The organism is Granulicella sp. L56, assembly GCF_009765835.1.
Taxonomy (GTDB): domain Bacteria; phylum Acidobacteriota; class Terriglobia; order Terriglobales; family Acidobacteriaceae; genus Edaphobacter.
The window spans coordinates 1,325,480-1,351,556 of the sequence record NZ_LMUS01000006.1 but is presented as its reverse complement, the minus strand read 5'-3'; the positions used below and the strand labels follow the sequence as shown (position 1 = coordinate 1,351,556).

The 26,077-nt window shown below is 55.5% G+C and carries 14 protein-coding genes; 11 read left to right on the top strand and 3 right to left on the bottom strand.

What is annotated here, in order from left to right; genetic code table 11:
• Positions 1-1,041, top strand: coding sequence for a hypothetical protein (locus GSQ81_RS13515; protein WP_158911230.1), 1,041 nt, complete (start codon positions 1-3; stop codon positions 1,039-1,041).
• 303 nt (positions 1,042-1,344) lie between these two features.
• Entirely contained in the window at positions 1,345-1,650 is a 306-nt protein-coding gene (locus GSQ81_RS13510) for a hypothetical protein (RefSeq protein WP_158911229.1), read from the top strand.
• Between the two features lie 781 nt (positions 1,651-2,431).
• Here the strand turns inward: GSQ81_RS13510 and GSQ81_RS13505 are convergent.
• The 3 genes from GSQ81_RS13505 to GSQ81_RS13495 all read right to left on the bottom strand — a co-directional run bounded on the left by GSQ81_RS13505 (position 2,432) and on the right by GSQ81_RS13495 (position 4,970).
• On the bottom strand, positions 2,432-3,841 hold the full coding sequence (locus GSQ81_RS13505; RefSeq protein WP_158911228.1) for a TIM-barrel domain-containing protein: 1,410 nt from the start codon (positions 3,839-3,841) through the stop codon (positions 2,432-2,434).
• Between the two features lie 54 nt (positions 3,842-3,895).
• Positions 3,896-4,219, bottom strand: coding sequence for an alpha-glucosidase domain-containing protein (locus GSQ81_RS13500; protein WP_158911227.1), 324 nt, complete (start codon positions 4,217-4,219; stop codon positions 3,896-3,898).
• 91 nt (positions 4,220-4,310) lie between these two features.
• Positions 4,311-4,970 (bottom strand): hypothetical protein, encoded by a 660-nt coding sequence (locus tag GSQ81_RS13495; protein WP_158911226.1) that lies wholly within the window; start codon positions 4,968-4,970, stop codon positions 4,311-4,313.
• Between the two features lie 474 nt (positions 4,971-5,444).
• Between GSQ81_RS13495 and GSQ81_RS13490 the strand changes: the two genes are divergently transcribed.
• From GSQ81_RS13490 to GSQ81_RS13450, 9 genes are all read left to right on the top strand, one after another.
• Positions 5,445-5,711 (top strand): hypothetical protein, encoded by a 267-nt coding sequence (locus GSQ81_RS13490; RefSeq protein WP_158911225.1) that lies wholly within the window; start codon positions 5,445-5,447, stop codon positions 5,709-5,711.
• A 269-nt stretch (positions 5,712-5,980) separates the two neighbouring features.
• On the top strand, positions 5,981-9,766 hold the full coding sequence (locus GSQ81_RS13485; protein WP_158911224.1) for a TonB-dependent receptor: 3,786 nt from the start codon (positions 5,981-5,983) through the stop codon (positions 9,764-9,766).
• 296 nt (positions 9,767-10,062) lie between these two features.
• A complete protein-coding gene (locus GSQ81_RS13480) occupies positions 10,063-12,153 on the top strand; it encodes an RICIN domain-containing protein (RefSeq protein WP_158911223.1) in 2,091 nt (696 codons plus the stop codon).
• 172 nt (positions 12,154-12,325) lie between these two features.
• Entirely contained in the window at positions 12,326-14,011 is a 1,686-nt protein-coding gene (locus tag GSQ81_RS13475) for a glycoside hydrolase family 28 protein (protein ID WP_158911222.1), read from the top strand.
• 180 nt (positions 14,012-14,191) lie between these two features.
• Positions 14,192-15,808 carry a glycoside hydrolase family 28 protein gene (locus GSQ81_RS13470; RefSeq protein WP_158911221.1) on the top strand — a complete coding sequence of 539 codons (1,617 nt, stop codon included), beginning with the start codon at positions 14,192-14,194 and terminating at the stop codon, positions 15,806-15,808.
• Between the two features lie 123 nt (positions 15,809-15,931).
• Complete coding sequence (locus GSQ81_RS13465) at positions 15,932-17,104, top strand: hypothetical protein (RefSeq protein ID WP_158911220.1); 1,173 nt, start codon at positions 15,932-15,934, stop codon at positions 17,102-17,104.
• A gap of 99 nt (positions 17,105-17,203) precedes the next feature.
• Positions 17,204-19,252, top strand: coding sequence for a beta-L-arabinofuranosidase domain-containing protein (locus tag GSQ81_RS13460; protein ID WP_216846435.1), 2,049 nt, complete (start codon positions 17,204-17,206; stop codon positions 19,250-19,252).
• A gap of 970 nt (positions 19,253-20,222) precedes the next feature.
• Positions 20,223-23,855: a TonB-dependent receptor gene (locus GSQ81_RS13455; protein ID WP_158911218.1), complete on the top strand. Its 3,633-nt coding sequence runs from the start codon at positions 20,223-20,225 to the stop codon at positions 23,853-23,855.
• 233 nt (positions 23,856-24,088) lie between these two features.
• Complete coding sequence (locus GSQ81_RS13450) at positions 24,089-25,762, top strand: glycoside hydrolase family 28 protein (RefSeq protein ID WP_158911217.1); 1,674 nt, start codon at positions 24,089-24,091, stop codon at positions 25,760-25,762.
• Positions 25,763-26,077 lie beyond the last annotated feature (315 nt).

Genomic DNA, 26,077 nt, shown 5'->3' with positions numbered 1-26,077 from the left:
ATGGATTACGATCCAATAACATCTCTCGAATCGGTCGGCTATCTAGAACGCGAGGCATCTTTCCTGTATCTCATAGCCGTTCACTCCGGTTATTTCCTGAGTCGCCAGTTCCGTCACTTTGTGAAGTGGGAGAGCGGTGCTCTGTCTACACGCTTTCTCGAAAAAGCGACGCGCCTTCGTCACATCCGCGTGATCGAGTGTGGCCGGGGTCACCATATCTATCACCTGACCTCGAAGCCGGTCTATACCGCATTGGGTCGCCGCGATTCCCAGAACCGCCGTATCAAGGGCGACGCACACATTAAGTCACGGCTCATGGTGTTCGACTTCATCCTCGCAAATTTAAACACCAACCTGCTCGAAGATGAGGCCAGCAAGATCGATTTTTTCACCACCCAATGCGGCATCCGTTCCGAGTTGTTGCCCCGAAGCTACGCCGGGCGGTTGATGTACTTCTCCGATGGGTTCCCCATCCTCGTCTCCAATACCGGCATCCCGCGCTTTACCTTCTTCGACGAAGGCCAGGTCACTGCCACGCGCTTCGAACGCTATCTCGAACAGTACCAGCCGCTGTTCGAGGCGCTCGGTGAGTTTGAACTCATCTATCTCGCCGATACAGAGAGCAACTCGGCGCGGGCGAAGGCTTCCTTCAACCGCTTTCTTCCTCCGGACCGCTTGCGTGGTGTTACGTCCATGACGCCTCTCGGTGTCGATCACTTTCTCGAATACCTTGCCGCCAGCCAGCGGTATGACACCAAAGGCAGCGTCAGCACTGCCCGCGATCTCGAGGTGCTGCGCGAGGGAGAGCATCTTTATACGTCACTGGAACACAGGGCGCTTCAGGCGGCATGGGAGATCAAGAGCACTAACGCCGACAGGATCCGGCAGCGATTTTTGCAGAACTCCCCGCGTGTCAGCTTCACCACCCGTGTCCTTCCGTACAGCTATCCCATCTACAGCCTCCGGCAGACCAAGCCATCGCAGCAGGGTGAACAGACACGTCAGCAGACACGCGAGCAGACACAAGAGGAAGAGGTTTAGTCATGCAAATACAAGGAGTTGCGCAAGTAGGTGGGGTCAGGGAGGGGTATGTGCCGGGGGTGGGAGCGACCCCAGTGCTCCGCACTTCCGCGTCGGCTCCGCCGCGCTGGTCACTCCCACCCCCGGCACGCCATTGACTCAAATCTGGTACCGAGTCAGGTCTAAGTTCGGTACCTCATCCGGCCCAAAGCTTGTACCTGACCTGGCCAAAGTGAGTACTTGATATGGACCTTAGCCGGTACCTAAGTTGGCCCGAAACAAGTACAAGAAAGGCCGCAACCGCGGCCAGAGAGGAAACCGCCGATGAGTAAATTCAGAATCGAACACGGAGCCAGCAAGGTCAACCTCGTTCTGCTCAAGACCAACATTGAGGACACCATCTCGCAGGACATCGATCTGCTGGCCTCCTGGTCGAGCAATGACCGCAAATACATCGTCAACGAACTGCTCCGCTTCGCGCTGACACAGGAAGAGGACTTCCTGAAGTACAAAGCCAGTCTCACTCCGACTGCGGCGCAGACTACCAGCGGCACGAAATCCGCGCCAACGCCGATCAAACCCTCAGACGAAACCGCATCGAAGCCTGATACTTCGGCAGTCCACGCTTAGAGGAGGCATACCCATCGTGCGTCAACACCCGCATCTCCAAAAACTCATTCGCCCGCTGGTCGAGTACCGCATCCTGCTCTCGCTGGGGTTGAGCATAGCCTGCGGCATCGTCCTGAATGGTATGTTTCCGATCGACGCAACGAATCCTCTGCTCCGTTTGATCGCACTACAGCGGCCTCCGGTTTTTCACGCCGTCGTCTGGAGCTTTAGCCTCTTCCTGTATTCGACGCCATTTCTGCTCTGCTCCATGATCTTCTCTCTGTTATATGTCCATCTATATAGGAGTGAGAAGGAACTGGCAGTCGGATTCCTGCCTCCATATCCCGATCCGCATATCCGGACAGAACTTTCCCTGGTACTCGGGGAGGTCCATCGCCAGCTCGTGCCGAAGCCAAGCCCAACTCCGCAGTGGCTTTCTATACCCGAGCGCGGCCTCTACACCGGCATCGCTTCGTTTGGTTCAATCGGGAGTGGGAAGACCTATGGGTTGATCCTGCCAGCCATGCGCCAGCTATTCGCGTATCGCGCCGATGATCCCGCACGCAGACTCTCCGGCATCGTGCTCGAAGTCAAAGGCGATCTCTGCCGTCAGCTTCAGCGCATCCTTAAATGGTGTGGACGGGAACAAGATTATGTCGAGGTCTCGCTCGACGGCAATATTCGCTACAACCCGCTAAACAACTCGCTCGACGCCTATGCGCAGGCGTTGAACATTGCATCCATCATCACGTCGATCTGGGGCAAGGGCAAGGAACCGTTCTGGCAGCAAAGCTATACAGATTTAGTCCGGTACATGATCCTGCTCCATCGCATCCGCGATGGATACCTCACGATGGTCGGTCTCTTCCGGACCGTCATCAGTGCCGGCAGGCTGGAAGAGATACTGACTGAAATCGGCAGCCGTTTCAGCACTACCAGCTATATCGGCATTAGTAAAGAGGCATATGTACGGTTCCATGGCATAGCGAAGCTGGAAGTCGGTACGCATGATGTCGCTGTACGGTTCCGGATAAGCCCAGATGCGGCGCTCGGACTCAGCGTTCTTGGTAGTGTGCGTGCGCAGAATAGGACTGAAGATACCGAACTGGATCCAGCGCGTGTAGAGCTCCGGCGCGACCACGCCGGGCATGTGGCTTCCTATGTCATGTGACCAGAAGGCATAACCTACATTGGCCGCGGTGGCTGTGAACCATGGCTGAAATGCCAAAGAGTCCCAGGTGGAGACCGTGTCTCCGGAGAAGCCGATCTGGTAGCGATGGTTGCCGAGGCCGCCCCAGCGATGGAACAGCAGGGGGCGCTTGTCCTCATGCTCCTGGTCGGTAAAGTGAATGTAGTTCAACCACCACGTCGGGTTCACTCCAGCCGTCTTCGTGTTGTTCTGCTGCTGCCAGTCGAGCCACCAGAAGTCCACTCCCTGCGCTTCCAACGGATGATGCAGCAGATCGATATAGTTCTTCGCAAACTTGCGATTGGTCAGATCGAATGGGATGTATTGCTTGGTCGCAGGATCGATTCCCATGTTGCGTGCGAACTCCGGATAGGCATCTTCCCATGGCTGCACGCCGCTGGCCGGATGAAGATCCAGCGTTACCTTCAGGCCTTCTTCATGCAACTCGGACAGGAAATCCTTGGGGTCCGGGAAGAGCGCCGTGTCCCAGGAATATCCGCTCCAGCCCCTGCGATGTCCCGAAGCATCCTTCATCTCGAAGTGGCGGCCGAAGGTCTTATGCCAGTCCATGTCGATCACCAGCACATCTAGCGGTACATTATCCTCATGGAAGCCGGTGACGAGGTCGCGCAGTTCCTGATCACTGTAGGCCCAATAGCGGGACCACCAGGCTCCAAAGGCATAGCGCGGGGGCAGCGGGATGCGGCCGGCGACGCGTACATAATCGCCCAGCGCCTGCTTGTAGTCGTGACCGTAGCCGAAGAAGTACAGGTCCTCGCGTGTGCCGGATGGTCGCGGAAGTACCCATGGTTGGCTCATGGGATCGCCGTGGCTGAAGTCGAAGTTAGAAGAGTCGAAGAGCGCGCCGGAGTCGTCAACCACAACCCATCCGTCGCGTGAGATGAGCCCCGGCCCGATCGGTTCTTTCAGGTGCTCGGCTCCCGTCGCGCCGTCCAGGGTTGCGTCGTGCCCTCGAGATTGCCGGTAGAGGGTATACCCGGATGCAAACGACAGGCCTACCATTCATCGTTAGCGTGATTGCCAGATTGCCCGGTGTGAAGCCAGTGGCTTTGCTCGCTAGGAGTAAACCAATTGCAATTTGCCGGTATGGATCGTGAGCGTTCCACCCTTTTGCGTCATGCTAAACGGTGGCACGGGCAAGTTGCGGTTCAGGAAGATCAAGGAAGGATGGTCCTCGAACTGGTTATCTTCAGCCCACTCCATCCTAATCAGTTCCGGTGTCAGCACCGTGAAACGAGCATAGCGCTCCTTGACCATGGCAGACTGGTTGGCAACCGGAGCCAGGGTCCGCGATGGAGGCTCCGGAACATTCTCTGTGAGATTCTGGGCGGAAAGAGCAGAGATTGCGAAAAGTGCTACGGCGGCAAGAGTCGCGTGCACAGGACGACATTCATGGACGGATTCTACTATCAATGACAGCCATGTCACTGACCGGTATCGAATGGCCTTTTGTACCTTTTATTGTTGCGAATTACCAACTACTGACAGCCACAACACGAGGTGGCCCGGCCCTTCCAGCCATGACGTCGGTTGAGACAACGATTTGAAAGTTCTGTTTCCGGAGATCAATCGATTCTGAATGCAGCGCGTTGGTCAATTCCTTCTCGTTGGCCAGGAATTCACTTGCGGCTGCGGTTCCGAAATGAGAAATACCTGCGACCTGCACCAGAAATTGGCCGGCTTTTCCTGACAATTGCCGCGTAATCAAGCCGTAATCCCGGGTGATGTTGCCGTCCTTACTTTCCATCTTCCAAACACGCTTCGCGCCCGCCGTCTCATGGATGTTCGGCGCCCCGCGTGTTTCATCGAAAACAAAATCCGATCCTGAGGTCAGCTGTGTTGCCCAGGCGGTATTGATGCCTCCCACGATCACTACAGGAGAGTTCAGCATGTCAACGTAAGTGGCCTCTTCTCCAAACCGCAATTCGAACGGGATGCCCTGCTGGGCGAGCAGCTTGCCGACGTTCACAGCAGCAATGATTGATCCGATGCCGGGGCCAGAATTGCGAACCGCAACCATATCGCCCCACTGGATGGTGTCGGTGGGGGCGAGCGGAAGAATCTGATCACGACGTGCTTCGCGGGTATCGAAAGCGTTAGGGTGTAACGCTTCGTACTTGTCATATAGCATCTCGGAAGGCCTGTAAACGATCGGCCGGGATAAACAAATCAATACGGGCTTTGTTGATAGGGAAGCAGGCAACCAGAAAGCTTTCAGGGTCCGTGCAGGAGATTTGTGGGTATACGGGATGACGAGGTAAACCGCGAGGGCAACGCAGGCGAGAGCGAGTATTGTCAGAAGCCAACGGTTGGTGTCGCGCCAACTTCCGCGCTTTCTTGCAGAGCTGAGTGCGGCCTCCGGCTGACGGTCGCGCCATTCCAATGCAGGCAACGGATTGGATGGGACTGACAGGGGCTCGGTGGGACTTGACCCATTCGTCCTGTTGGCCTCCGTCGAAGATGCGTCGGTGGCTCCTGAAGCTTCAGTTTTGGCAGGTGCCGGCGGGGCTATGGTTCCGGGCGACGTCTCGTAGGGTCGGCGGCCTCTCCTTAATAGAAAGACAGGCGCATACGATCCAATCGGAATTTGGATGAGGATCTCTGATTGAACATCGGGGTCGGCGTGGTAGCTCTCCAGACGTCTCCGTACGTCGCCAGCTTGTACGCGGACGACCGGATCCTCGCCGGTGGGGTAGTCCGGCTTTCGCCCGAAGATTTGTATCCCAATGAGCCGTTCCTTGAGCAACTCGTCGTTACCGCCGATCTTCTGATCGACAACATATTGGAGGAACTCCTTACCTCGCCGGCTGGTTCGGAAATGTCGACTGGTCAGGATGCGGTGCAGCTCTTCTCGAACGAGCGCTGGTGCTAGCGGATCCTCTTCCCGGCCACGGGCAGGCAGGTCGCTTCGATCATCCAAGGGGGGCTCTTTGAACACGCCAGAATTATACCCTGTCGTCCGGGCAGAGCAATGCAGGGCATTAGAGCAATAGAAACAATGGTTTAGCGCGATTTCTTACGGTAAGAAACTGTGTCACACGTTACCACGTTCCTGAGATAGCGTATCAAGGCTCGTCACTATCTAGTGCTTCGCCGCGTTCGCCAAAGGCAACCGGATGCCATACATTTCAGGGAGGTTTCATGCAAGTTGCTACACAGAAATTCATTATGAGCGGTCGAATCCGCCGGTTTTTTGTTCGTCCTCTACTACAACTCATAGTCTTCGCCTGTTTGCTGCCGGGGACGGCCATGCTTGCGCAATTGGCCGGGAAGGGTGCGGTCAGTGGAAACATTCAAGACTCAACAGGCGCAGTAATCCCAAAAGCGAAGATCACCGTTACCAACACGGCCACAGGTGTCAGCGTGACGATGAACTCGACCGATGCAGGCGACTATACGTTTCCCACACTAGATCCCGGTGACTACACAATCAAGGTGGAAGCCCAGGGCTTTCAGATCCAGCAGCAACAAAACGTCAATGTGAATGCTTTAGAAACGACAACATATAGTCCGAAGTTGACGATCGGCTCGAGCTCCCAGACTGTGACTGTCTCCACCGCGCCGCCACAACTGCAAACAACAAACGCCACGCTGGGCAGTACCCTTGAAGGGGATATGTACTCCGCCCTTCCCGTTGAAATGGGTGCGTTCGGTTCACAGGACCAGCGCCGCGCGACCGATTTCGCATATTTGCTGCCTGGCGTACAGGGCAATCAGACCAGCGGCGGAACGACAACCAACTCGGGCCTTGTGAACGGTGTTGGGGCGCGCGGCGGCGCAATTGCGATCTACGTCAATGGTGTGCCGTTCACGAATATATCTGGCGAAGGCGACCCACGATTTGTTTGGTCGGCGATCTCGGTGGATGCCGTAGGTCAATTTCAGGTGCAGACCTCGGGCTACTCGGCTATGTATGAGGGCGAGGGCGTGCAGAACTACAACGTGAAGCAGGGTGGCAATGCATTCCACGGCTCCGTGTACGAGTTTTTCCGCAACACCGCGCTCGATTCGTGGGGCTTTGTTAAGGGCAATAATCCATACACGGGTCTCCCGCAAAAGCCGATTGAACATCAAAGCGAATTCGGTATCGATATTGGCGGCCCCTTGCTTCCGTTCGGATCCTGGCGTGAAAAGCTGTTCTACTTCGGCAATTACACTGGATTCCGCAGCTCCTCTACCCACCCGATCATCCAGAGTTACCCATCCGTGGCCGAACAGCAAGGTAACTTCCAAGGCATTGCGCCCATTTATGACCCGAATACGCAAGGTGGTTGTACGGCGTTCTACGGGTATCAATGCCGGTACCGATATGGCTACACGCACGGTGCGGGTCAAACCAGCGCCCAGGTAGTCAATGGCCAGCCCATTGACGTGATCCCGACGAGCGAGATGAGTCAGGTCGCGCTGGCGTTGCAGGCAGGCCTTCCCAATTCGCAGTTGATCAACACCAATCCCACCAACAACTTCGTCGCTCCTAACTTGAAGGGGCTAAACAACTATTCTACGACGCACCGTATCGATTTCATCGCCTCTGCAAAGGATGTGCTGACCCTAACCGGCGCTTACGGCCGGCAGGTGAGTAATAGTCCGGTTGGCTCGACCAGTACAACGAACAATCAAGGCCCACAGCCCTATAACTATGGGCAGGCCTACGCGCCGAAGACATACGTGGGGGTCATCGAAGAGACCCATGAATTCAGCCCTCATGTAATCAATCAATTCAACGCCGGCTTCGCTCGGTACGCCTCTCTGGACTACAACGCAAACCAGACTCCGCAATATGCGGCGACGGCTTACGGCTATAACGGAGCCCCTGCGGGCCAGGCTGCGGGATCATTCCCGAATGTGAAGTTCAGCGGCGTCGACGCGCCGACCGCCTTCGCGGGCTATAACGCTGTCATTGGAATCGCGAACTCATACGAACTGCTCGATAACGTGCAATGGACACTCGGCAAGCACTCTCTGACACTCGGCGGAATGATCAGTTGGTTGGGGTACAACTACACCTCAGCTTCGGGGGGATCCACGCCGGTGACCATCAGCAACGCGGTTACGGAAACGGCAGGCATCCTAAGCAATGGCTCACTCATTGGCTCGACCGGCGCAGGCTACGCCAGCTTTCTGCTTGGACAGCCCGACAATGTAAGCTTCACGCAGAATCTGATCAATTCGACTCATGCCCAATTTCGGCCAATGTCCCCTTATATTCAGGATACGTGGCGGGTTAGCGACAAGCTTACGCTTGATCTGGGTTTGCGCTATGACTTTTATCCCACATACAAAGAAGCTCACGATCAGATGAGTTACTTCGACCCCAACCTACTGAATCCAGTGACCGGTGTTGGCGGGGCGCTCAACTTCGCGGGCCATGGAGCAGGCACCTGTAACTGCGACACTCCGGTTAAAAATTATTTTAAGAACATCGGTCCCCGTCTTGGATTGGCGTACCAGATCGATCCGCAGACTGTCGTACGCGCAAGCTATGATGTGGTCTATTCGCACGGGAACGGCGTGGCCGGCTCGTCTGCGTCGGCTCAAGGCACGAAAACACTTGGGTTCTCGGCCTCGCCGAACTTTAGTGCGAACTCGAGCACCTACCTCACTACGGCTCCGCTTGATTCTGGTGTACCGGCCTATGCTCCTGCCGCCGGGATTGCCTCTGGCCCGCAATTTGGCACGGGTTACACGAAGACCCCCGGCTATACAGGCTCGCCCTCGTCTGCCACCTACGGCGACCCCTACTACGGTGGCCGGGCACCGCAGTTCATCAACTACACGTTTGGCTTACAACACCAGTGGACTAACGCTTTCACAACCTCGATAAGCTATGTCGGCTCGCAGGCGCATTTTCTAATGTCCGATGGCGGCAACGCGCGTGGTTACTGGTCCGATCAACTGGATCCAAAATATCTGAACCTTGGGCCCTGTCTTACCACCGCTGTCTCGAAGCTGGCCACCACCAAGAACGCCGCCGGGGTCAATTGCCAGACTGCAGTCCAGCAGTCTGGAGCCGCGGTTCCGGCCTGGTTCAATACCTCGCAGCAACTTTCGGTTGCTCTAAAACCATTCCCGCAATACGCCGTCAGCGACAACTATGGCCAGGTTTCCAATGCGCATTATAACGGGCTCCAAACTGTTGCAAACCTGCGCGTCTCGCGTGGCGTGACGATCATGACGAGTTACACATGGGGGCGCTCAATCGACGACGGCGGCACGTTCCGTACCGGTTACGCAATCCCGGCAGCGTACTCCAACACAGGTCGTTCGTATGCGGCAGATGCCATCGAGCGTACCGTATCCGTAACCAACCAGGCCCACCACTTTGTCTTTACCGGAGTGGAGCATCTTCCCTTCGGCAGCGGTAGTTTCGGTGGCGAGCACGCCTGGACGCGAGCTTTGTTTGGCGGCTTCGAGTTCTCGCAAATCGTGCAGATCTATTCCGGTTCGCCGCTCGCTATCACGGCCACCTCGTGTCAGACTAACCCCGCGCAGGCGACATGTATGCCAACCCTGAATCCGGCGTTTACCGGCAGCGCGCGTATTACGAAGCACTGGAGCGGCTTCGGCCCGAACATAGCGCCAAGTGTTGGCAGTGCAACGGTCGCTCCTACTGGGCCATTCATTTCACCGACTCTGGCCAACTCGGCGTACATGCCGGCATACACGTTTGGCAATGCTCCTCGCACGGCAGCGTATGGTCTCACCGGGCCTGGCTTCTTCGGTATGGATATCAGTCTGCGGCGAAGCTTTCCTCTGCACCTCTCCGAAAAGACGAAGCTGAACCTGCAGGCTGACCTATATAACGTGACTAATTTTGTGCAGTTCGGCAATATCGTCACCACGCTGGGCAGCTCCAACTTCGGCACTCCGACGACGCAAAACAACAATCCGCGTCAGGCGCAGCTTTCGGCCCGTATCGAATTCTGAGCCAAGCCCAATGACACGTCTCAATCGCAGCGCAGAACATCGTTACTTTCGTATAGCTGGACTGCGCTGCGATCGTTATTTTCGACGCACAAGTATTTACCGATCTACCGAAGGAGGCTTATCTCACTTGGAACGTTTAGGCGCGGTATTCCGGGTACCTCGGCTTTCTACGGTGAACGGCGATTGCGGGAGCCACTGGCCACCGCATCGAGAGCGTTGAGCAAGCAAGCCCGCTTTTCCCCCTCGCAAGCAAAGAGGCAACAGATCGATTCAGGTAGCCAATCTAAGGAGGTGCAATGCGTCTATTTCACTATACGGTTGGAACAAAATTTCTAAGCGGATTGACCAAGGCCGCGACCGTCTTGTTGGTCATCGCCACGATACAGCTTCAGGCCCATGCTGCAGCTACCTATATGCTGGCGTATCCGGCGGCGCCCTATGACGGTGCGAGCGGCACCTACACCTTGAAGGCCGACAGTACAACGATCCCGGTCACGGCCTATTACGGCGGCCGCTACAGCTTCGGTCATCTCGCCTTTGAAGGCACGACTACGTTTGTCCTGTCGACCAGAAACGGCGCGGCGATCACGAGCTATAACATCAGCCCGCATGATTTTGGAATCACAGGAAGCGTAAGCGGCTCGCATCTAACGCTTTCGGTCACTCAAGGCCAGTCTACCTACTTGATTATCAATGTCAGCACTGCCTCCGGAGCGCTGGAGCCGATGGTGATTGCGGGCGATCCGCAGGAGACTAATATTCCGACTATCGGCGGCAATGTGTACGACATCACCGCCCCACCCTACAACGCGGATAAGACTGGCGACACGCTGCTGAATACCACCATTCAAAATGCGATCGATACCGTGAGTTCCAGCGGCGGAGGCACCATTTACTTCCCGGCGGGTGTCTACGAGATCTCCAACAACATTCAGATGAAGAGCAATGTCACGATGTATCTGGCGGCGGGTGCGTTCATCCACGGCTCGTCCAACCGCAACGATTACACCTGGAATACCAGCGGCACGCTGCAGAACGGTCAGCCGGAACAGGGGCCGCAGAACTTCGTCATTACCGGCGCAGTCAACAATGTCGCCTTCACGGGCAGAGGCGTGATCGATGCCAATTCCACCGTATTGGTGACGCCGTCGAGTACGGGGGGCTCCATCAATGGTTTTGGCAATTATCGCAAAGGAATTATTCAGAGCGGCGCAGACAGCAATGGAAATCGACCCAATGGACTCAAGATTATCGGCATCACCGTCAAGGATGCGACCACCTGGACCTTCGATATTGGCGATGAGCAGAATGTGACGATCCAGAACGTGAAGATGCTGGACGATTTCAAATGGGTCCACAGCGATGGCTACGACATCGTTTCCACCAACAATGCCACCATCGACAACTGCCTGGGTGTAACGGGCGACGACACCTTCGACGCGAAGGCTGGCGATACCAACCCAGTCAGCAACGTCACCTACAGCAACGACGTGGGCTATAGCTGGGAGGGTGACGGTACCAAGGTGGGCGTTCAGGCAAAGGGCACCGCGAGCAACATCGTATTCAGCAACATCCAGGTTGTCGCAGGGCAACGGGCGGTGAGCGTATCCCATGACGAGGGGACGGCCGGTTATAGCGGCATCCACTTCAACGACATCCACATGGAAAACCTCGAAGGATCGTCCTCATCGGGAGAATTCCTCGTGGCTCCTATTGTGATCTGGACACTGGGCGGCGGAGATGGGCCCGTAGACAACGTTAGTTTGTCCCGGGTCACAGTGGATGACAGCCGCGGATTTGCAAGCAAAATTCAGGGTACGAATTCGGCTGGCACCGTTTCCAACGTCACCTTGCAGGATGTGTCGATCGATGGGACGACCATAACGAGCAGCAATTACTCATCGAAGATCGACGTCGGGACCAACGTGAGCGGTCTGAACTTTGGTCTCGTTTCCGGCGGGATTTACAGTTTCGCCAGTCAGCATAACGATCTGGCCATGGACAATGGCAACGTAACGACCTGCGACAACCCGGTGATCCAATGGCCGATCAACCTTCCGGAGACGTCCTCACAGAAGTGGCAATTGACCTCGGTTGGCACCAACATCTACACGATCGTGAGCCAAAAGAGCGGGTGCGCGCTGGATAACTCCAGCTCAAACCTGTCGCCATTCGGACTGCTGCAATCGACGCTGAATGGGCAGATTCAGCAGAAGTGGACGATCACCAACCTCGGCAATGACTACTACAAGGTGATCAGCACCCAAAGCGGTGAGGCTTTGGATGACGATAACGTGCCTCCTAACACCGAGAGCACCAATACCCAGGTGGTGCAGTTCACTCCCAACGGCAATAGCACGCAGCAATGGAAGCTGACGATGCAGTAGTCTTCGTCTGATTAATCCAGAAAGACGTGGCCTTTTCGTAGCTCCGCCGGAGGCACCCATCTTCACTTAGGTCTTGTAGCAGCGAGATTGTCGCGGAGTGGAAGCTCGTTGGATTGAATTGTGAAGTTGTACTGGAATTGACAACCGTAGTTATAGCTATGAAAGGAATTGAATGAATCGTAGAGAAGCGCTCACCCTGATCGCCGCTTCAACCACGTTTCCGATCGGACACGTTTATGCAGCCGACCAGAGGAACAGCCCACAAAGCAATCTGGCCAACAGCGTTTTTAGTCCGCGTCAATTTGGAGCAATCGGTGACGGGAAGACCTTGGATTCGCCTGCGATCAATGCGGCCATTGATACCTGTAGCAAAGCGGGAGGCGGTGTCGTTTACTGTTCGCCTGGCAAGTACCTGTGCGGTACGGTAGAGCTGAAAAGTAACGTCACTCTCTACTTAGAGGCGGGAGCAGTCATTCTAGGCAGCACGAATGTGAAGCAATATACACCGAAGCCTGGGCCTGATCCGAACTCTGACGCAGGACAGGGGCACCTGATTTATGCACGCGATATCGAGAACGTGAGCGTGGTTGGGCCTGGAAAGATCGATGGGCAGGGGCGAAGCTTTTGGGTGCCATCGAATCGGAAACCCGTGCCGGATTCGCAGAAGTGGACCGACAGGCGGCACTTTGACTGGAAGCCCCACGCCAGAATCTCCCCGATGATCGAATTGATTAACTGCACCAACCTGCGCCTCGAGTCGATCGAAATTGTGGGTGCATCTGGCTGGACGCTCCGTCCGATCAATTGCACCCGAGTGTTCATTCACGGAATTATTATCAAGAATCCGGCGATAGGCCCCAACACCGACGGCATCGACTTGACTGGCTGCCAGCAGGTGACCATCTCGGACTGTCTCATCGACACAGGCGACGATGCAATTTGTTTGAAGAGCGAGAATCCCTACGGCGAAGCTCCGCGGCTTTCACGAGATATCACCGTAACCAATTGCATCCTGACCAGCAGTACAAACGCCTTCAAGATTGGAACAGCTTCGCAGGGTGGCTTTGAGAACATCACCTTTTCCAACTCAACCATCGTCAGCAGCGATCCCGATCTTGCGTCTCGTATGATCGCCGGGATCGCCATTGAGATGGTCGATGGTGGATGGATCGATGGTCTTGTGATCTCCGGCATTCAGATTCAGGACGCTCGTGCGCCTCTCTTCATCCGAAGAGGAAATAGAGCCAATCGTTTTGCCACTGACAAAGCAGGTCTCCGAGGCGTGCTGATCGATGGAGTCCATGCCACCGGTGCTATTTTGACAAGTTCCATCACGGGGATTCCCGGGATGGATGTCGAGGACGTGAGGCTCGCTAATTTCCATGTTGATACCGTTATGCCTGGAGAGAAGGAGTGGCTCAAACCCTCGGTGCCCGAAGTTCCCGCCGGATATCCTGAATCGCGCATGTTCGGGTGGCTGCCTGCGTCCGGCCTATACTGCCGGCACGTGCGCGGCTTGAGTTTGAGAGACGTCACCTTCACCGCACCCGCTCACGAATGGCGCAACACCATGGTCTTCGATGACGTCCGTCAACTGAATCTTGATAGATTTAGGTCGACCTCAGCGATTGGCGGTGTGCCGCCCCTTCTACTGACCAACACACGCGACGTATGGATCTCTGGTGCGGCCACTCCTATGAATTCAACCGCCTTGGCGAGAGTTGAAGGGAACCAGTCAGCCAATCTCCTGATCTCAGGTTGTGACATTCGTGGCGCTGCAAAATTGGCTGACATATCCGGCGAAGTGAATGCAGGTGTCGTTCGGGGAGAGTTCAACATTGCTAAGGGAGAAGGCTGAACTGATGCAACCGCGCAATTTAATTTCGTCGCTCAAAGTTCAGTCTCAATCTCGAATTCCATAGTATTTGGGAGACTGACGCACGCGCAACGCAAATTCCATCTTGTGTCGTGAGAGTTTGCAGTTCACCATTTGTCCCGCGCAGCACCGGGTCAAAAGCCCAGGAGACCTAAGAACTTTATGAATCGCAGAGAAATGCTTTCGGCTATTGCCGGTTTTGCGGCATCTACGGTGGGAGTTGCACACGGGGCCCCTTTAAAAAGTGATGGCACACGTCCGGCCATTTTCGATCCCCGTTCGTTCGGTGCGGTTGGAGACGGTCGTGCAAAGGATTCTCCCTCGGTTCAGCGTGCGATCGACGCGTGCACGGCGGGCGGCGGAGGTATTGTGTATCTGGGCCCAGGCACTTATCTCTGCGGCACCGTCGTCCTCAAATCCAACGTCACGCTTTATCTCGAGGCAGGCGCTGTGCTGCTCGGCAGCGGCGACATCAATGACTACCAGCCAAAGCATCTTATTTACGCTAACGGTGCAGAGAACGTGGGACTGGCGGGGCCGGGCAAGATTGACGGACAGGGCTCGGCATTCTGGGTACACCGTGACCGCCCACCGGTACCGGAAAGCCAAGTGTGGAGCGACGCCATCCACCTCGATTGGACTCGCAAGAAGTGTCCCTCGCCTATGGTTGAATTCGAAAGCTGCACCGATGTTCGTATTACAGACGTCTTCCTCTGCAACTCTCCGGGATGGACTCTCAGGCCGTTTAATTGCGACCGTGTCCAGATCCGCGGGATTGTTATTAATAATCCGGTTTATAGTCCCAATTCGGACGGTATAGATCCCACCGGCTGCCAGGATCTGGTGATCTCGGATTGCATTATAGAAACCGGAGACGATGCTATCTGCATTAAGAGCGAGCCGCTCAACGGCGCACCCGCTCGCTTGACCAAGAATATCGTTGTCACCAACTGTATTCTTAGCGGCTGCTGTAACGGTTTCAAATTCGGTACGCCTACGTTCGGTGGCTTTGAAAACATTACCTTCTCGAACTCAGTCATCTACAACGACGATGTGCCCTTGCCGTCACGCATGATCGCAGGCATCCAACTGAGCGCCGTTGATGGCGGCTGGGTAGACGGAGTCGTCATCAGTGGGATCCAGATGCGGCGTGTGCGGTCGCCCATTTGTATTCGCCGAGGCACGCGACATACGGACAACGTTGCACCACAGAACGGCCTGCGTGGTGTTGTCATTGAAGGCTTGCATGCCACAGATGCAATCCTGACCAGTTCCATTACCGGGTTACCGGGCTTGAATGTAGAGGATGTTCGCCTTTCGGATATCCGGATTGCAACCATCATGCCGGGCAAGCTCGAGTGGGTTGCCCATCCGGTCCCTGAGGTCCCAGCCGATTACCCTCAGGCGCGTATGTTTGGGTGGCTGCCCGCAAGCGGTTTGTATGTTCGGCACGTCCGTGGTCTTTCCGTGCGTAATGTCTCGTTCTCAGCGCCGGTGGAAGAGTGGCGCCCCACTTTGCTGTTTGATGACGTGCAAGATCTGCGTTGCGATGGCTTACAGTCCACGTCTACGATCGAGGGAGAACCCATGGTGCAGATGGAGGACGTCCATGGCGGGTGGTTGTCCCAGACCAAGGCCCCTAAAGGTGCGCGCGCTCTTCTGAAATTAAAATCATCCAAAGACATTCTTGTTTCGGGATGCGATCTTCGCGGCAGTGCTGCCGTAGCCGAAGGCGATACGGATGGAATGCACGCTGAGTACAACATGATTAGTCGATAGCGGGTTTGCTACTTACATCATGCAAAGCTTCGTAGCGCTTCTCGATGCCGAGCGCCTGCTGAAGCGCACCAACACCGTCTATCAACTGAATTCGATATCGCCGCATTTAGAGAGGAAAACCTCATGTTCCCAAAAACATTTGCTCTATCGACCGTTCGAATCCTCACCGCGGCCGCCTCCTTTGGCCTGCTTGCTCTTCTCGCTCTGCCCGCGCAGGCGCAGAGTGGTTCGAACACCCACCCATCGCCTCCCGCGCCCATTCTGGATTCATATCCTTCGCCACTGCCTGTCGTGCATACCACAGGTTCGGACACCAAGCCTCTGCTCAAGCAACTCCATCGTTTCAGCGCAGCAAATGTGCCAGTCCTCGGCCCTGAAGAAGAGCCGGTTGCCCCTCTCGTCGCCAAAAATCCCGCCCCCATCGGCCTGCCCGACAAAGGCGCCTCGCAGCGTCCCATGCTCTACTTCGGCGAAGGCTACAACAAGATGTACCTCATCAACCACGGCAAGACCGTCTGGAGCTACTCCACCGGCGGCGGCAACGAGTATGACGACTCCTGGATCCTCTCCAACGGCAACGTTCTCTTCACCCGCATGTACTACATCGCCGAGATCACCCCCGACAAAAAAATAGTCTGGCGCTACGACGCCCCGCGCGGAACCGAGATTCACACCTGCCAGCCCATCGGCTTCGATAAAGTCATGTTCGTCCTCAACGGCCTGCCCGGCCCGCGCCTACTCATCGTCAACATCCACACCAAAGCAGTCGAGGTCGATCACCAACTGCCCTCCCCCAGTTCCACTGACCCCAAGACCATCCATCCCCAGTTCCGCCGCATGCGCATCACCGCGCAGGGGACCTACCTCGCCTCCTTCCTCTCGATGGGCCGTGTCGTCGAATACGGCAAGGATTTCAAGGAAATCTGGCATTACGACATCCCCCACCCCTGGGCCGCCATCCGCCTGAAGAACGGCAATACCCTCATTACCTCCGAGCAGGCCGTACTCCAGCGCGAGGTCAACCCCAAGGGCGAGACCGTCTGGGAGCTCACCAAGGACGACATCCCGCCGCAGTACTGGTACGGCAACGCCCAGTCCGTTACCCGCCTCGACAACGGCGACACCATCGTCTGCTCCCGCGGCGGCAGCAACCACGGTCCCCAACTTGTCGAAGTAACCCGCGATAAGAAGGTTGTCTGGGTCATGCAGGACTGGGCCCACTACGGCCCTGCCACCGCCGTCCAGATACTCGACGACACCGGCTACCCTGAGCGCCCGGGTGATTCTCTGCATTAAACCCAATTCCTACAGTCGCTGTGAAGGGCAACCAATTACGGGCAAAGTACGACCAAGGTCTGGACAGAAAGGGAGATTGTGGGGGAAAGCAAAGCTGCTGTGGAAGCGAATGAAGTGAGTCGCCGCGAGTTTCTGCGGCTCGCGATCATCAGTTCCGCAATGCTGATGGGTACTGGTTCGATGCTGGACGGGGAGCAGCTGACCCCTCACGCACGACTGCGCGAGTTGGCTCCCGGCGCGGTGCGGCCGGAGGGATGGCTGCGCGGAATGCTGGAGAAGCAGGCGGCTCAGCTGGGGTCAAAGCTCCCGCAAATTTCATGGCCGTTTACCGGCGCCTACTGGGCTGGCGAAGAGAAGGATGAATCGATAAAGCCCGGGCAATCGTGGTTCCCGTGGGAGCAGAAGGGCTACTGGATCGATGGGGCAATGCGGCTGGCGATGGTGCTGGACGATGAGGCGCTGATGGAGCAGGTGTGGACGACGATCCGCTACACGCTGACTCATGCGGACACGGATGGATATCTTGGCCCTCAGCTTTTCAAGGATCCGACGGGCGACGATCACCGCTGGCCGCAGGCCGTCTTCTTTCGCAGCCTGACGGCCTGCGCTGAGGCGCCTTCGCCCATGATGGGAGAGACCGGCAAAGGCATCGTCGATGCGATGCGGAAGCATTACCTGAACGATAAGGCCTCGTATGGTACTCCAGAGCGAAACATTACCAATGTTGAATCGATCCTCTGGTGTTATGGACGCACGGGGGATGCGCGTCTGCTCGCACTCGCGGAGAATGCGTGGCAGGAGTACATGAAGGTCGCCGGCAATAAGGATCGAGGAGATTTGTCCCCGATGCACGTTTATGCCGATACGCCAATCAACTCTCATGGGGTGACGTATGCGGAGACGATGAAGCTGCCGGCAATTCTCTATCTGTATACCGGCAAGGAGGATTATTTGAAGTTCTCCGAGGCCGCCGAACGGCGCATCTTCGATCACCACATGCTGATCGACGGCATCCCATCGACCTCGGAGTGGTATAGCACAGTCACCTCGCTTGACCTGCACGAGACCTGCGACATCGCCGACCACACATGGTCGTGGGGCTACCAGTTGATGGCCACCGGCGACTCGGTGTGGGCCGATCGCATTGAGCGGGCTAGCTTCAATGCCGCGCCGGGGGCGATCAAGAAGGATTGGAAGGCGCTACAGTACATGTCCTGTCCGAATCAGTTTCTGGCGACGCTCAACTCCGATCATCATCCGAAGGGGCGCGGAGGTTTCAAGATGGCCTATCAGCCGAATCCTGGAAAGCGCATTGCCTGCTGCGGCGGGAATGTGCACCGCATCTTTCCCAACTATGCGATCCGGATGTGGATGCAGGCGGCGGATGGCGGCTTGGCAGCGGTGCTCTACGGGCCATCGAAGGTGAAGGCCAATGTGGGCGCGGAGAACGAGCTAGTGGAAATTGAGCAGACAACGAACTATCCATTTGAAGAGGAGATTCGCTTTACGATTTATGCGAGGCGGGCGGTGAGATTTCCTCTATCGCTGCGAATTCCGGGGTGGTGCAAAAGTCCGCGGTTGACGGTGAATGGAGTGGCTGCGATGGGCGAGCAAACTACGAAGGGCTTTCTGGTTTTGCGGCGTACGTTCAAGCCTGGTGATGTATTGACGCTGACGCTGCCGATGAGGACGGCCGTGACGCATTGGCCGCAGGGCGGAGTGGGGCTGGAGCATGGCCCTCTGGTTTACTCCTTGGCGATCAAAGCAAACTGGAAGCCGATTGTCGAGGAGAAGTACACGACGGTGGAGTATCCCAGTTGGGAGGCAACGCCGGTCAGCGATTGGAACTACGGACTGATATTGAATGCGGCGCAACCGACCAAGGGTGTCGACTTCGCGCGGAAGCCGAACCTGGCGAGTGAGAACCTAGACCCGTGGGAGAATCCACCGACCATGCTTAACGTTCTTGCCCGCAAGATCGAGGACTGGGAGTTGCAGTCGAATCCGCAGAATTCGACCCAGAAGTTCACGCCGCCCTTGCCGGAGTTGAGCACGAGCAAGGTCAGTCAGACGATGGAGCAACTGACGCTGGTTCCCTATGGATCGACGGAATTGCGGGTGACGATCTTTCCGGCGGTGAAGGCGTAGGTGGCGTTTAAATGGAAGGATCAGGGAAACGGATGACCAGTGGCTGCCGGTAGAAAACTCGGACGGAACATACTCGTTCCACAACTGTACTACTACTCTGGCACTCGAAGTGTCGGATGATTTCAGAGAAACTCAACTGGACCAGTGGTATCCCAACGGTGAAACCAACCAGAAGTTCAGCTAGATTTCTCATCAACACGGCGGCCCTGGAAATTTTGACCGGGCGCAACCCTGTACAGGTAACTTCAATATCTCCATGCCTCTAGGGTGCCCGGTAGAAAACGGACAATGGCCGAAGGGCAGGTCCCATATCCCCATAAGATCGAGAACGTATGGCCGGTCTTCGCCGCCGAGTTTGTGCTCGATTGTTGGCCCGGCAATTTGCGAACCAAGGTTTCCGCCGGCCTTGATTCAATCGGCAGAGTCTCCGTGCAGTGACTATGCGGCATTATCGTCACGCCAGCCAGCATAAGGTCAGGAGCCAATGTTCCATCCAAACTAGCGTAATTGAGGCTACCTCACCCCCAACCTAGGTTCCAAATTCGAAGCCGACTGGAAATTTAGTCTTAAGTGCGAACATTTTGTCCGTAGTGTCTGAATTGAACTTTGCTTTTAAATCCACGAGTTGGCTCTGCTTTGTTGTGATACTCAATTCGAACTCGTTAATGTAGGAGATAAAATTCTGCATCTGTCACAAAATGGAATGGTTATCTGGTTATAAATAAGACTGCAATAAAGGAGCCGCCGCTCCTTGCAGTTATTTCAAGCAATGCCGGAACTTCGATCCATACAAAGCATGGGTACAACGAGACCTCTACGGGATTCTCGCTCTCTGAGTCAAAACGCTTTGGCCTGGCCAATTGAGGTCGGGAAGATTGTTCAATTCTGGAGGCAAGTTGTGCATACATTCGCTGCATGTCAGCATTCTGCGGTATCAACTCAAGACAACCGAAAGCGGAGTGGTATTAGAATGCTCCGACTGCTGCTTAGCGTCGCGTTCATTTTCGTGACGTTCATCCCTGCCGCGCTTCATGCCCAGATTACTGCCGGCTCTATTAATGGTCAGGTTCGTGATCCCGCCCAGAGAAATGTTCCGGATGCGACCGTGACCGTTACGAACGTCGCCACATCGGCGACGCGAACCGCACAAACTACTCAAGATGGTTTGTATACCTTCTCCCAACTCATCCCTGGCGACTATGTCCTGACTGTCTCTAAAACAGGGTTTTCTACTTATAAGCAAAGCAACATCTCTCTGTTGGCCAGCCAAGCGCTTGAACTCAATGCGCAACTGACAATCGGATCGGTATCGCAAGAGGTGATTGTTACTTCTGCCCCTTCATTACTCGATACCGAGGATGCAAATCATGATGTGACTTTGACCACTCAACAAGTACAGGATTTGCCGATCAGCAGCCATAGCTCATTGGGTTCTGTCTGGGCAACGGGCGGAGTAGTTTCGGTCCATACCGGGATGAACGGTAACTCTCCCACCACCGGCGATCAGCAACAGGATCGGTTCTCCATGGATGGCGGCCGCGATATGCAATCCGCAATCCTGGTCGACGGCATAAGCCTCACGGCCGGCGACTGGGGCGGCGCTATCGGACCCCCTGCTGCCGATTCAACAAACGAAACCCACGCATTTCGGAATACATATGACACTCAATACGGGAAAACCGACGGTGGGGTTCTCAGTCTTACCACCAGAGGTGGCAGCCCCTCTTTCCACGGGGCCACCTACTTTAACTACCAGGGACAGACGCTGAATGCCAACTCCTGGACCAATGATCGTACTGGCACCCCGAAAACCCCATATAACAACATCCTGTACGGCGGACACTTGGCCGGCCCTATCTGGCGCTCAAAGCACATGTACTTTTTTGGCAACTACGAGGCAAGTCGCAACTCTCAGCCTGCATCCTCTGGACTACAGTCCATTCCAACGGCCGCAGAGTGCAACGGCGATTTCTCGAACGTCTTCTCCAAGTCGGGTTCAAGCTATGTTTTATCAACCCTCTACGATCCAACGACTCAAGTCGCCAACTCGAATGGCACGTATACGCGTACGTCTTTCATTGCCGAGAACGGAGGTAACACGAATCTCCCAGCCGGCGCCTCCAACCCTGCTAACTTCATTCCGCAATCGAAGATTAACCCCCAGGGCCAAAAAATTTGCAAGCTTTATTCATTGTTTCCAGCGGCACCAGCCGCTGTTACTGCGGCGGCCAATGGTTCCCCACAAAGTAACGTAAATAATTATTCCGCCACGGCTCAGAAAGTCAACACGCAAGAGCGTTTTGACTTTCGTGCTGACTGGTCTCCAAGCGAGAAATTTACCGCCTTTGGCACTTGGATGAGGCAGTATTCAGTATCGGGAGGAGCCGAATACTATGGCCATGGACTGGATACCGGCTCTGTAGGAAAAAACCCCACGAATAGAATTCTGTTGAGCGGGACTTACGTTCCATCGTCGACTTTCGTGCTCAACCTTGTCGGAGCAGTATCCGTCTGGCATCAGAATAGCTACTCGCTAGGCGCACTGGAAGGCGCAGACGGAACCGTCTTTGGCTTTGCACCTGGGCTTGTCAGCCAATTCCCGATCAATAACCCGGCGAATTTTGGCATCGGTGGATATCAGGGGCTTGGTCAAGGACGGTCGTATTATTACACCCTGCGCAATAACGACTTCTCGGTCAACGCCACGAAGACTCTGAACAACCATACAATCCGATTCGGCTATCAGATGACAGTGCAGATGTTGAATGATTTCAACCAAAACTCCGCCAATTTCGGAACTGACCGCAACTTGACGTCCGCGAACTGCGGGACAGGCACATGTCTGGCATCCACGAGTAGTACGACAACGGGCGACGGCGTCGCTTCACTACTTTTAGGCACCCTCTCATCTTCGTCGACGGGTTACGCTGTGGTTCCCGCAGCCACACAGAAGTACGTGAGTTTGTATGCGGAGGATGCCTGGAAGGTCAACAATAGGCTAACGTTCAACTACGGCTTGCGGTATGAGATCCAGTTTGGGCGTACCGACCGTTACAACCGGTACAACCATTTCGATCCGACCGTTATCAATCCTACGCTAACTGCGCTGACCGGCTCCCCTGTTAAAGGTGGTCTAGTCTTTGCCAACAGTGACAATCGCGGGCTTTGGAAAACCACCTTCAACAATGCAGCTCCGCGTATCGGGCTTTCGTATCGGGTAAGGAATAATATGACCGCCCGTGCTGGCTACGGGATCTTCTACTCGCAGAACACCTCCGAGGCCCCTAACAGCAATTCCGATGGTTTTTCGTCCAACACGACGGGCCAGGCTACTCAGAACCTCAATGCGGGATTGGCCCCACAGGACGGCCTCAGCAATCCATTCCCCAATGGGCTGGTTCAGCCGACCGGCAGTTCACTGGGAGTGATGCAGGATGTGGGAAACAGCGTAAGTTCAGCCTACTATGCCCGTCCAACCCCTTATACGCAAACGTACTCAGCCGGTATTCAGTATCAGACTCCGAACAATGGAGTCGTCGAGATCGGGTACCAGGGGAGTCAGGGGCGCAGATTGCCGGTCGGCTATGGCCAGAACGTGAACCAATTGCCTACTCAATATCTATATTCCCAGGTGACTCATTGCCCAGGACCCACTTGCGCTTCTACCTTGAACAACAAAGTGAACAACCCGTTCGCAGGCCAGGGGCAGTTTAGCGCCACAAACCAAATCGCCTATAACCAATTGCTGCGGCCCTATCCGCAGTTCACCTCTGTCAACATTTCACAAGATCAGACATTAGCGAGTTCCAGTTACAACGCGCTTCTGGTCTCCTATAGCCAGCGCATGTCGGGGGGCTTGTCAGCGAGCATCAATTATCAGTACTCCAAGGCGATGGATAATACTTCGGAGACTGGATACAACAACGATTCCGGTGCACGGGATATCTACAACCTGTCGCTGGAGCGTTCGGTCAGCGGACACGATATGCCACAGCAGTTTACCGCGGCGGTGGTCTGGAAACTTCCCTTCGGGCGCGGTATGCGATTCGGAGGAGACATGAACAGGGTCGTCGATGCATTCGTCGGCGGTTGGCAGCTCTCAACCGTTACCATTCTCAACAAGGGATTTCCGATTTCGATCACTGACTCGAGCAATCCCATAGGCAGTTATGGGTTTGGCGAATCGCGTCCCAATGTTACGAGCGAGGCTGCTATTCGTCCGGCTCACCGGACGCTTACAAATTGGTTCAACACGGCGGCATTTAGCACTCCCTGCTGGGCTGCCAATTCTACTACTGCTTCCACTACTTCTTGTCCTGCGGGTACTGGCCCCACTTATAACGCCATCGGAAATATCCGGCGTTTTGAGGCGGCCGACAGGCAAGGCGCGTTCATCAGGCCCGATATGACCTTGCAAAAGAATTTTCGGATCAGCGAGGGAAAGATAATAGCGGCCCATGTGGCTGCATTCAACTTAACCAACACACCGTATTATTCAACACCGAATACATCATTCGGCAGCTCGACGTTTGGGCAAGTAACTGGCACCGGCGCTGGTTACATCTCCCGCACCGTTGAGCTTGGAGGGAGATTCACTTTCTGAGTGATATCGAGATACAAGCGCCGAAAGTCAACGAGCAATTTTCAGGCGTTTGATTCTTACTTTGAAGAGCGATGAAGGAAGCAATTTCTTCATCGCCTTCGAAGATCTCCATAGCCTGTTGAGGATTGTTGGATGAGTGTTCCGCAGGCCCTATATCAATGGTGGAGCGAATCAAAATCTGTCCGTTGTTGATGAAACCGTCCTCTACCAACTAAAAGAAACTGGAGTTCACGATGAATCGTCGCACTGTCCTGCAACTATTAGGCACAGCCGGAATCGCTCAAGCCGGTGTTGCTCTTGGCCCTTTCTCCAAGTCGCAGGCCAAAGAGCTTCTACTTCGGCCGCAGGACTTCGGCGCCAAGGTCGACGGCACCACGCTGGACTCGCCGTCGATCAATGCGGCCATCGACCGTGCGCACGGACAGGGTGGCGGGATGGTTTATCTAAGCCCCGGCATCTACCTTTGTGGCACCGTTGTCCTCAAGAGCAATGTGACACTGTATATAGAGGCTGGCGCGGTGATTCTCGGCAGTAAGGATATCAAGCAATATCAGCAGCAGCCTGGGCAAAACTCCTTTTCACAAAAGCGCCACTTGATCCTTACGCAGGACGCCGAAAATGTAACTCTCTGCGGCGCAGGCCTGATTGATGGACAGGGATCATCATTCTGGGTACCGTCGGGACGGCAGAACGTTCCTCCCGAGGAGCAGTGGGGCGACGTCGCGTCGCTCTACCTGAAACACCGATCCGAAGTTTCTCCGATGCTGGAGTTTGTGAACTGTCGCCATCTAAATGTGGAGCAGATTCGAATCGAGGGCGCTTCGGGCTGGACGATGCGCTTGCTCAACTGCGTAGGCGTGGTCGTCGACGGCATATACATCAAGAATTCGGTGACCGGTCCCAACACAGATGGCATGGATATCACGAACTCGAGCGACGTGCGCATTGCCAACTGCTCGATCGATACCGGCGACGACGCGATCTGCCTAAAGAGCGAGAATCCGTATGGCGATTCCATACCTTCCATGCGCAATGTCACGGTGACAAATTGCACGCTCACCACCTGTTGCAATGGGTTCAAGTTCGGCACAGCCACAAAAGGCGGCTGCGAGAATATCGTCTTCTCGAACTCCACGATTCATAATACGGCGGAGAGCAAACTCGGTGAACGGGTGATCTCAGGAATATGTTTGGAAATGGTCGATGGCGGCTGGCTCGAAAATGTAGTCATCACAGGCATCTGCATGCAGCGCACACGCACTCCGATCTTTCTGCGTCTCGGCGCGCGAACGCCTCCCCGCGACGGCGGTAAATCTTATATGCGTGGAGTGATGATTAGCGATGTCTACGCGACGGAAGCTGTTCTCACAAACTCCATCACCGGTTTGCCCGGCATGCCAGTTGAGGATGTCACGTTGTCGAACATTCATGTGGAGACCCAGGAACCCGGCAAACGCGAGTGGACGCAACGTGAGATTCCCGAGGTGCCGCGGGCCTATCCAGAGGCGCGCATGTTCGGCAGGCTACCGGCGTACGGCATGTACGTGCGTCACGCCCGCGGTATACGCATGCATAATGTCGTCTTCGAATCCGCTACGACAGAGCAGCGACCGGCCGTGGTCTGCGACGACGTTACGTCTCTAGAGATTGCAGGGTTGCGTGTTCCGATGCAAGGAAACGTATCTCCCGTTATCGATCTGCGGCAGACAAAGGACGCGTGGATCCGCGACGGGCGGGCACCGAAAGACGCGCCCAGCCTGGTTAGCGTGGCCGGTGCCGATTCGGTTGAGATTCTGGTGAGCGGGTGTGACCTGCTGAGAGCGAAGCAGGCTGTAACCATAGCTGCGGACGCCTCGCAGGCAAGCGTGACGCTTGCCAACAATATTTTGAGCAAGAATGTCTCGTGAGTGCTCTTGGGGAGCTCTAGTCATTTGAGCGTTCCGGAGAACTAAGCCCCAAACTGAGTGCAGGACATTTTAATGATTCGCAAAACAGCAGTTCTAAATCGAAGAGCGGTCGTCAGAATGGGCGCCTTAGCGATCTCCGCGTTGTTCGTGCGCCGAGTGTGGTCTGCTCAAGAGAAACAACGAGCGAAGACAAGTGAGAATCTGTTCGACGGAAAGACTTTGAACGGTTGGATACAGATCGAGAACAATGCTACGAACCTTTCCAACAGCTCAATCCTCGATCCGGCCGCCTTCACGGCGAGACTTGCCCATGGA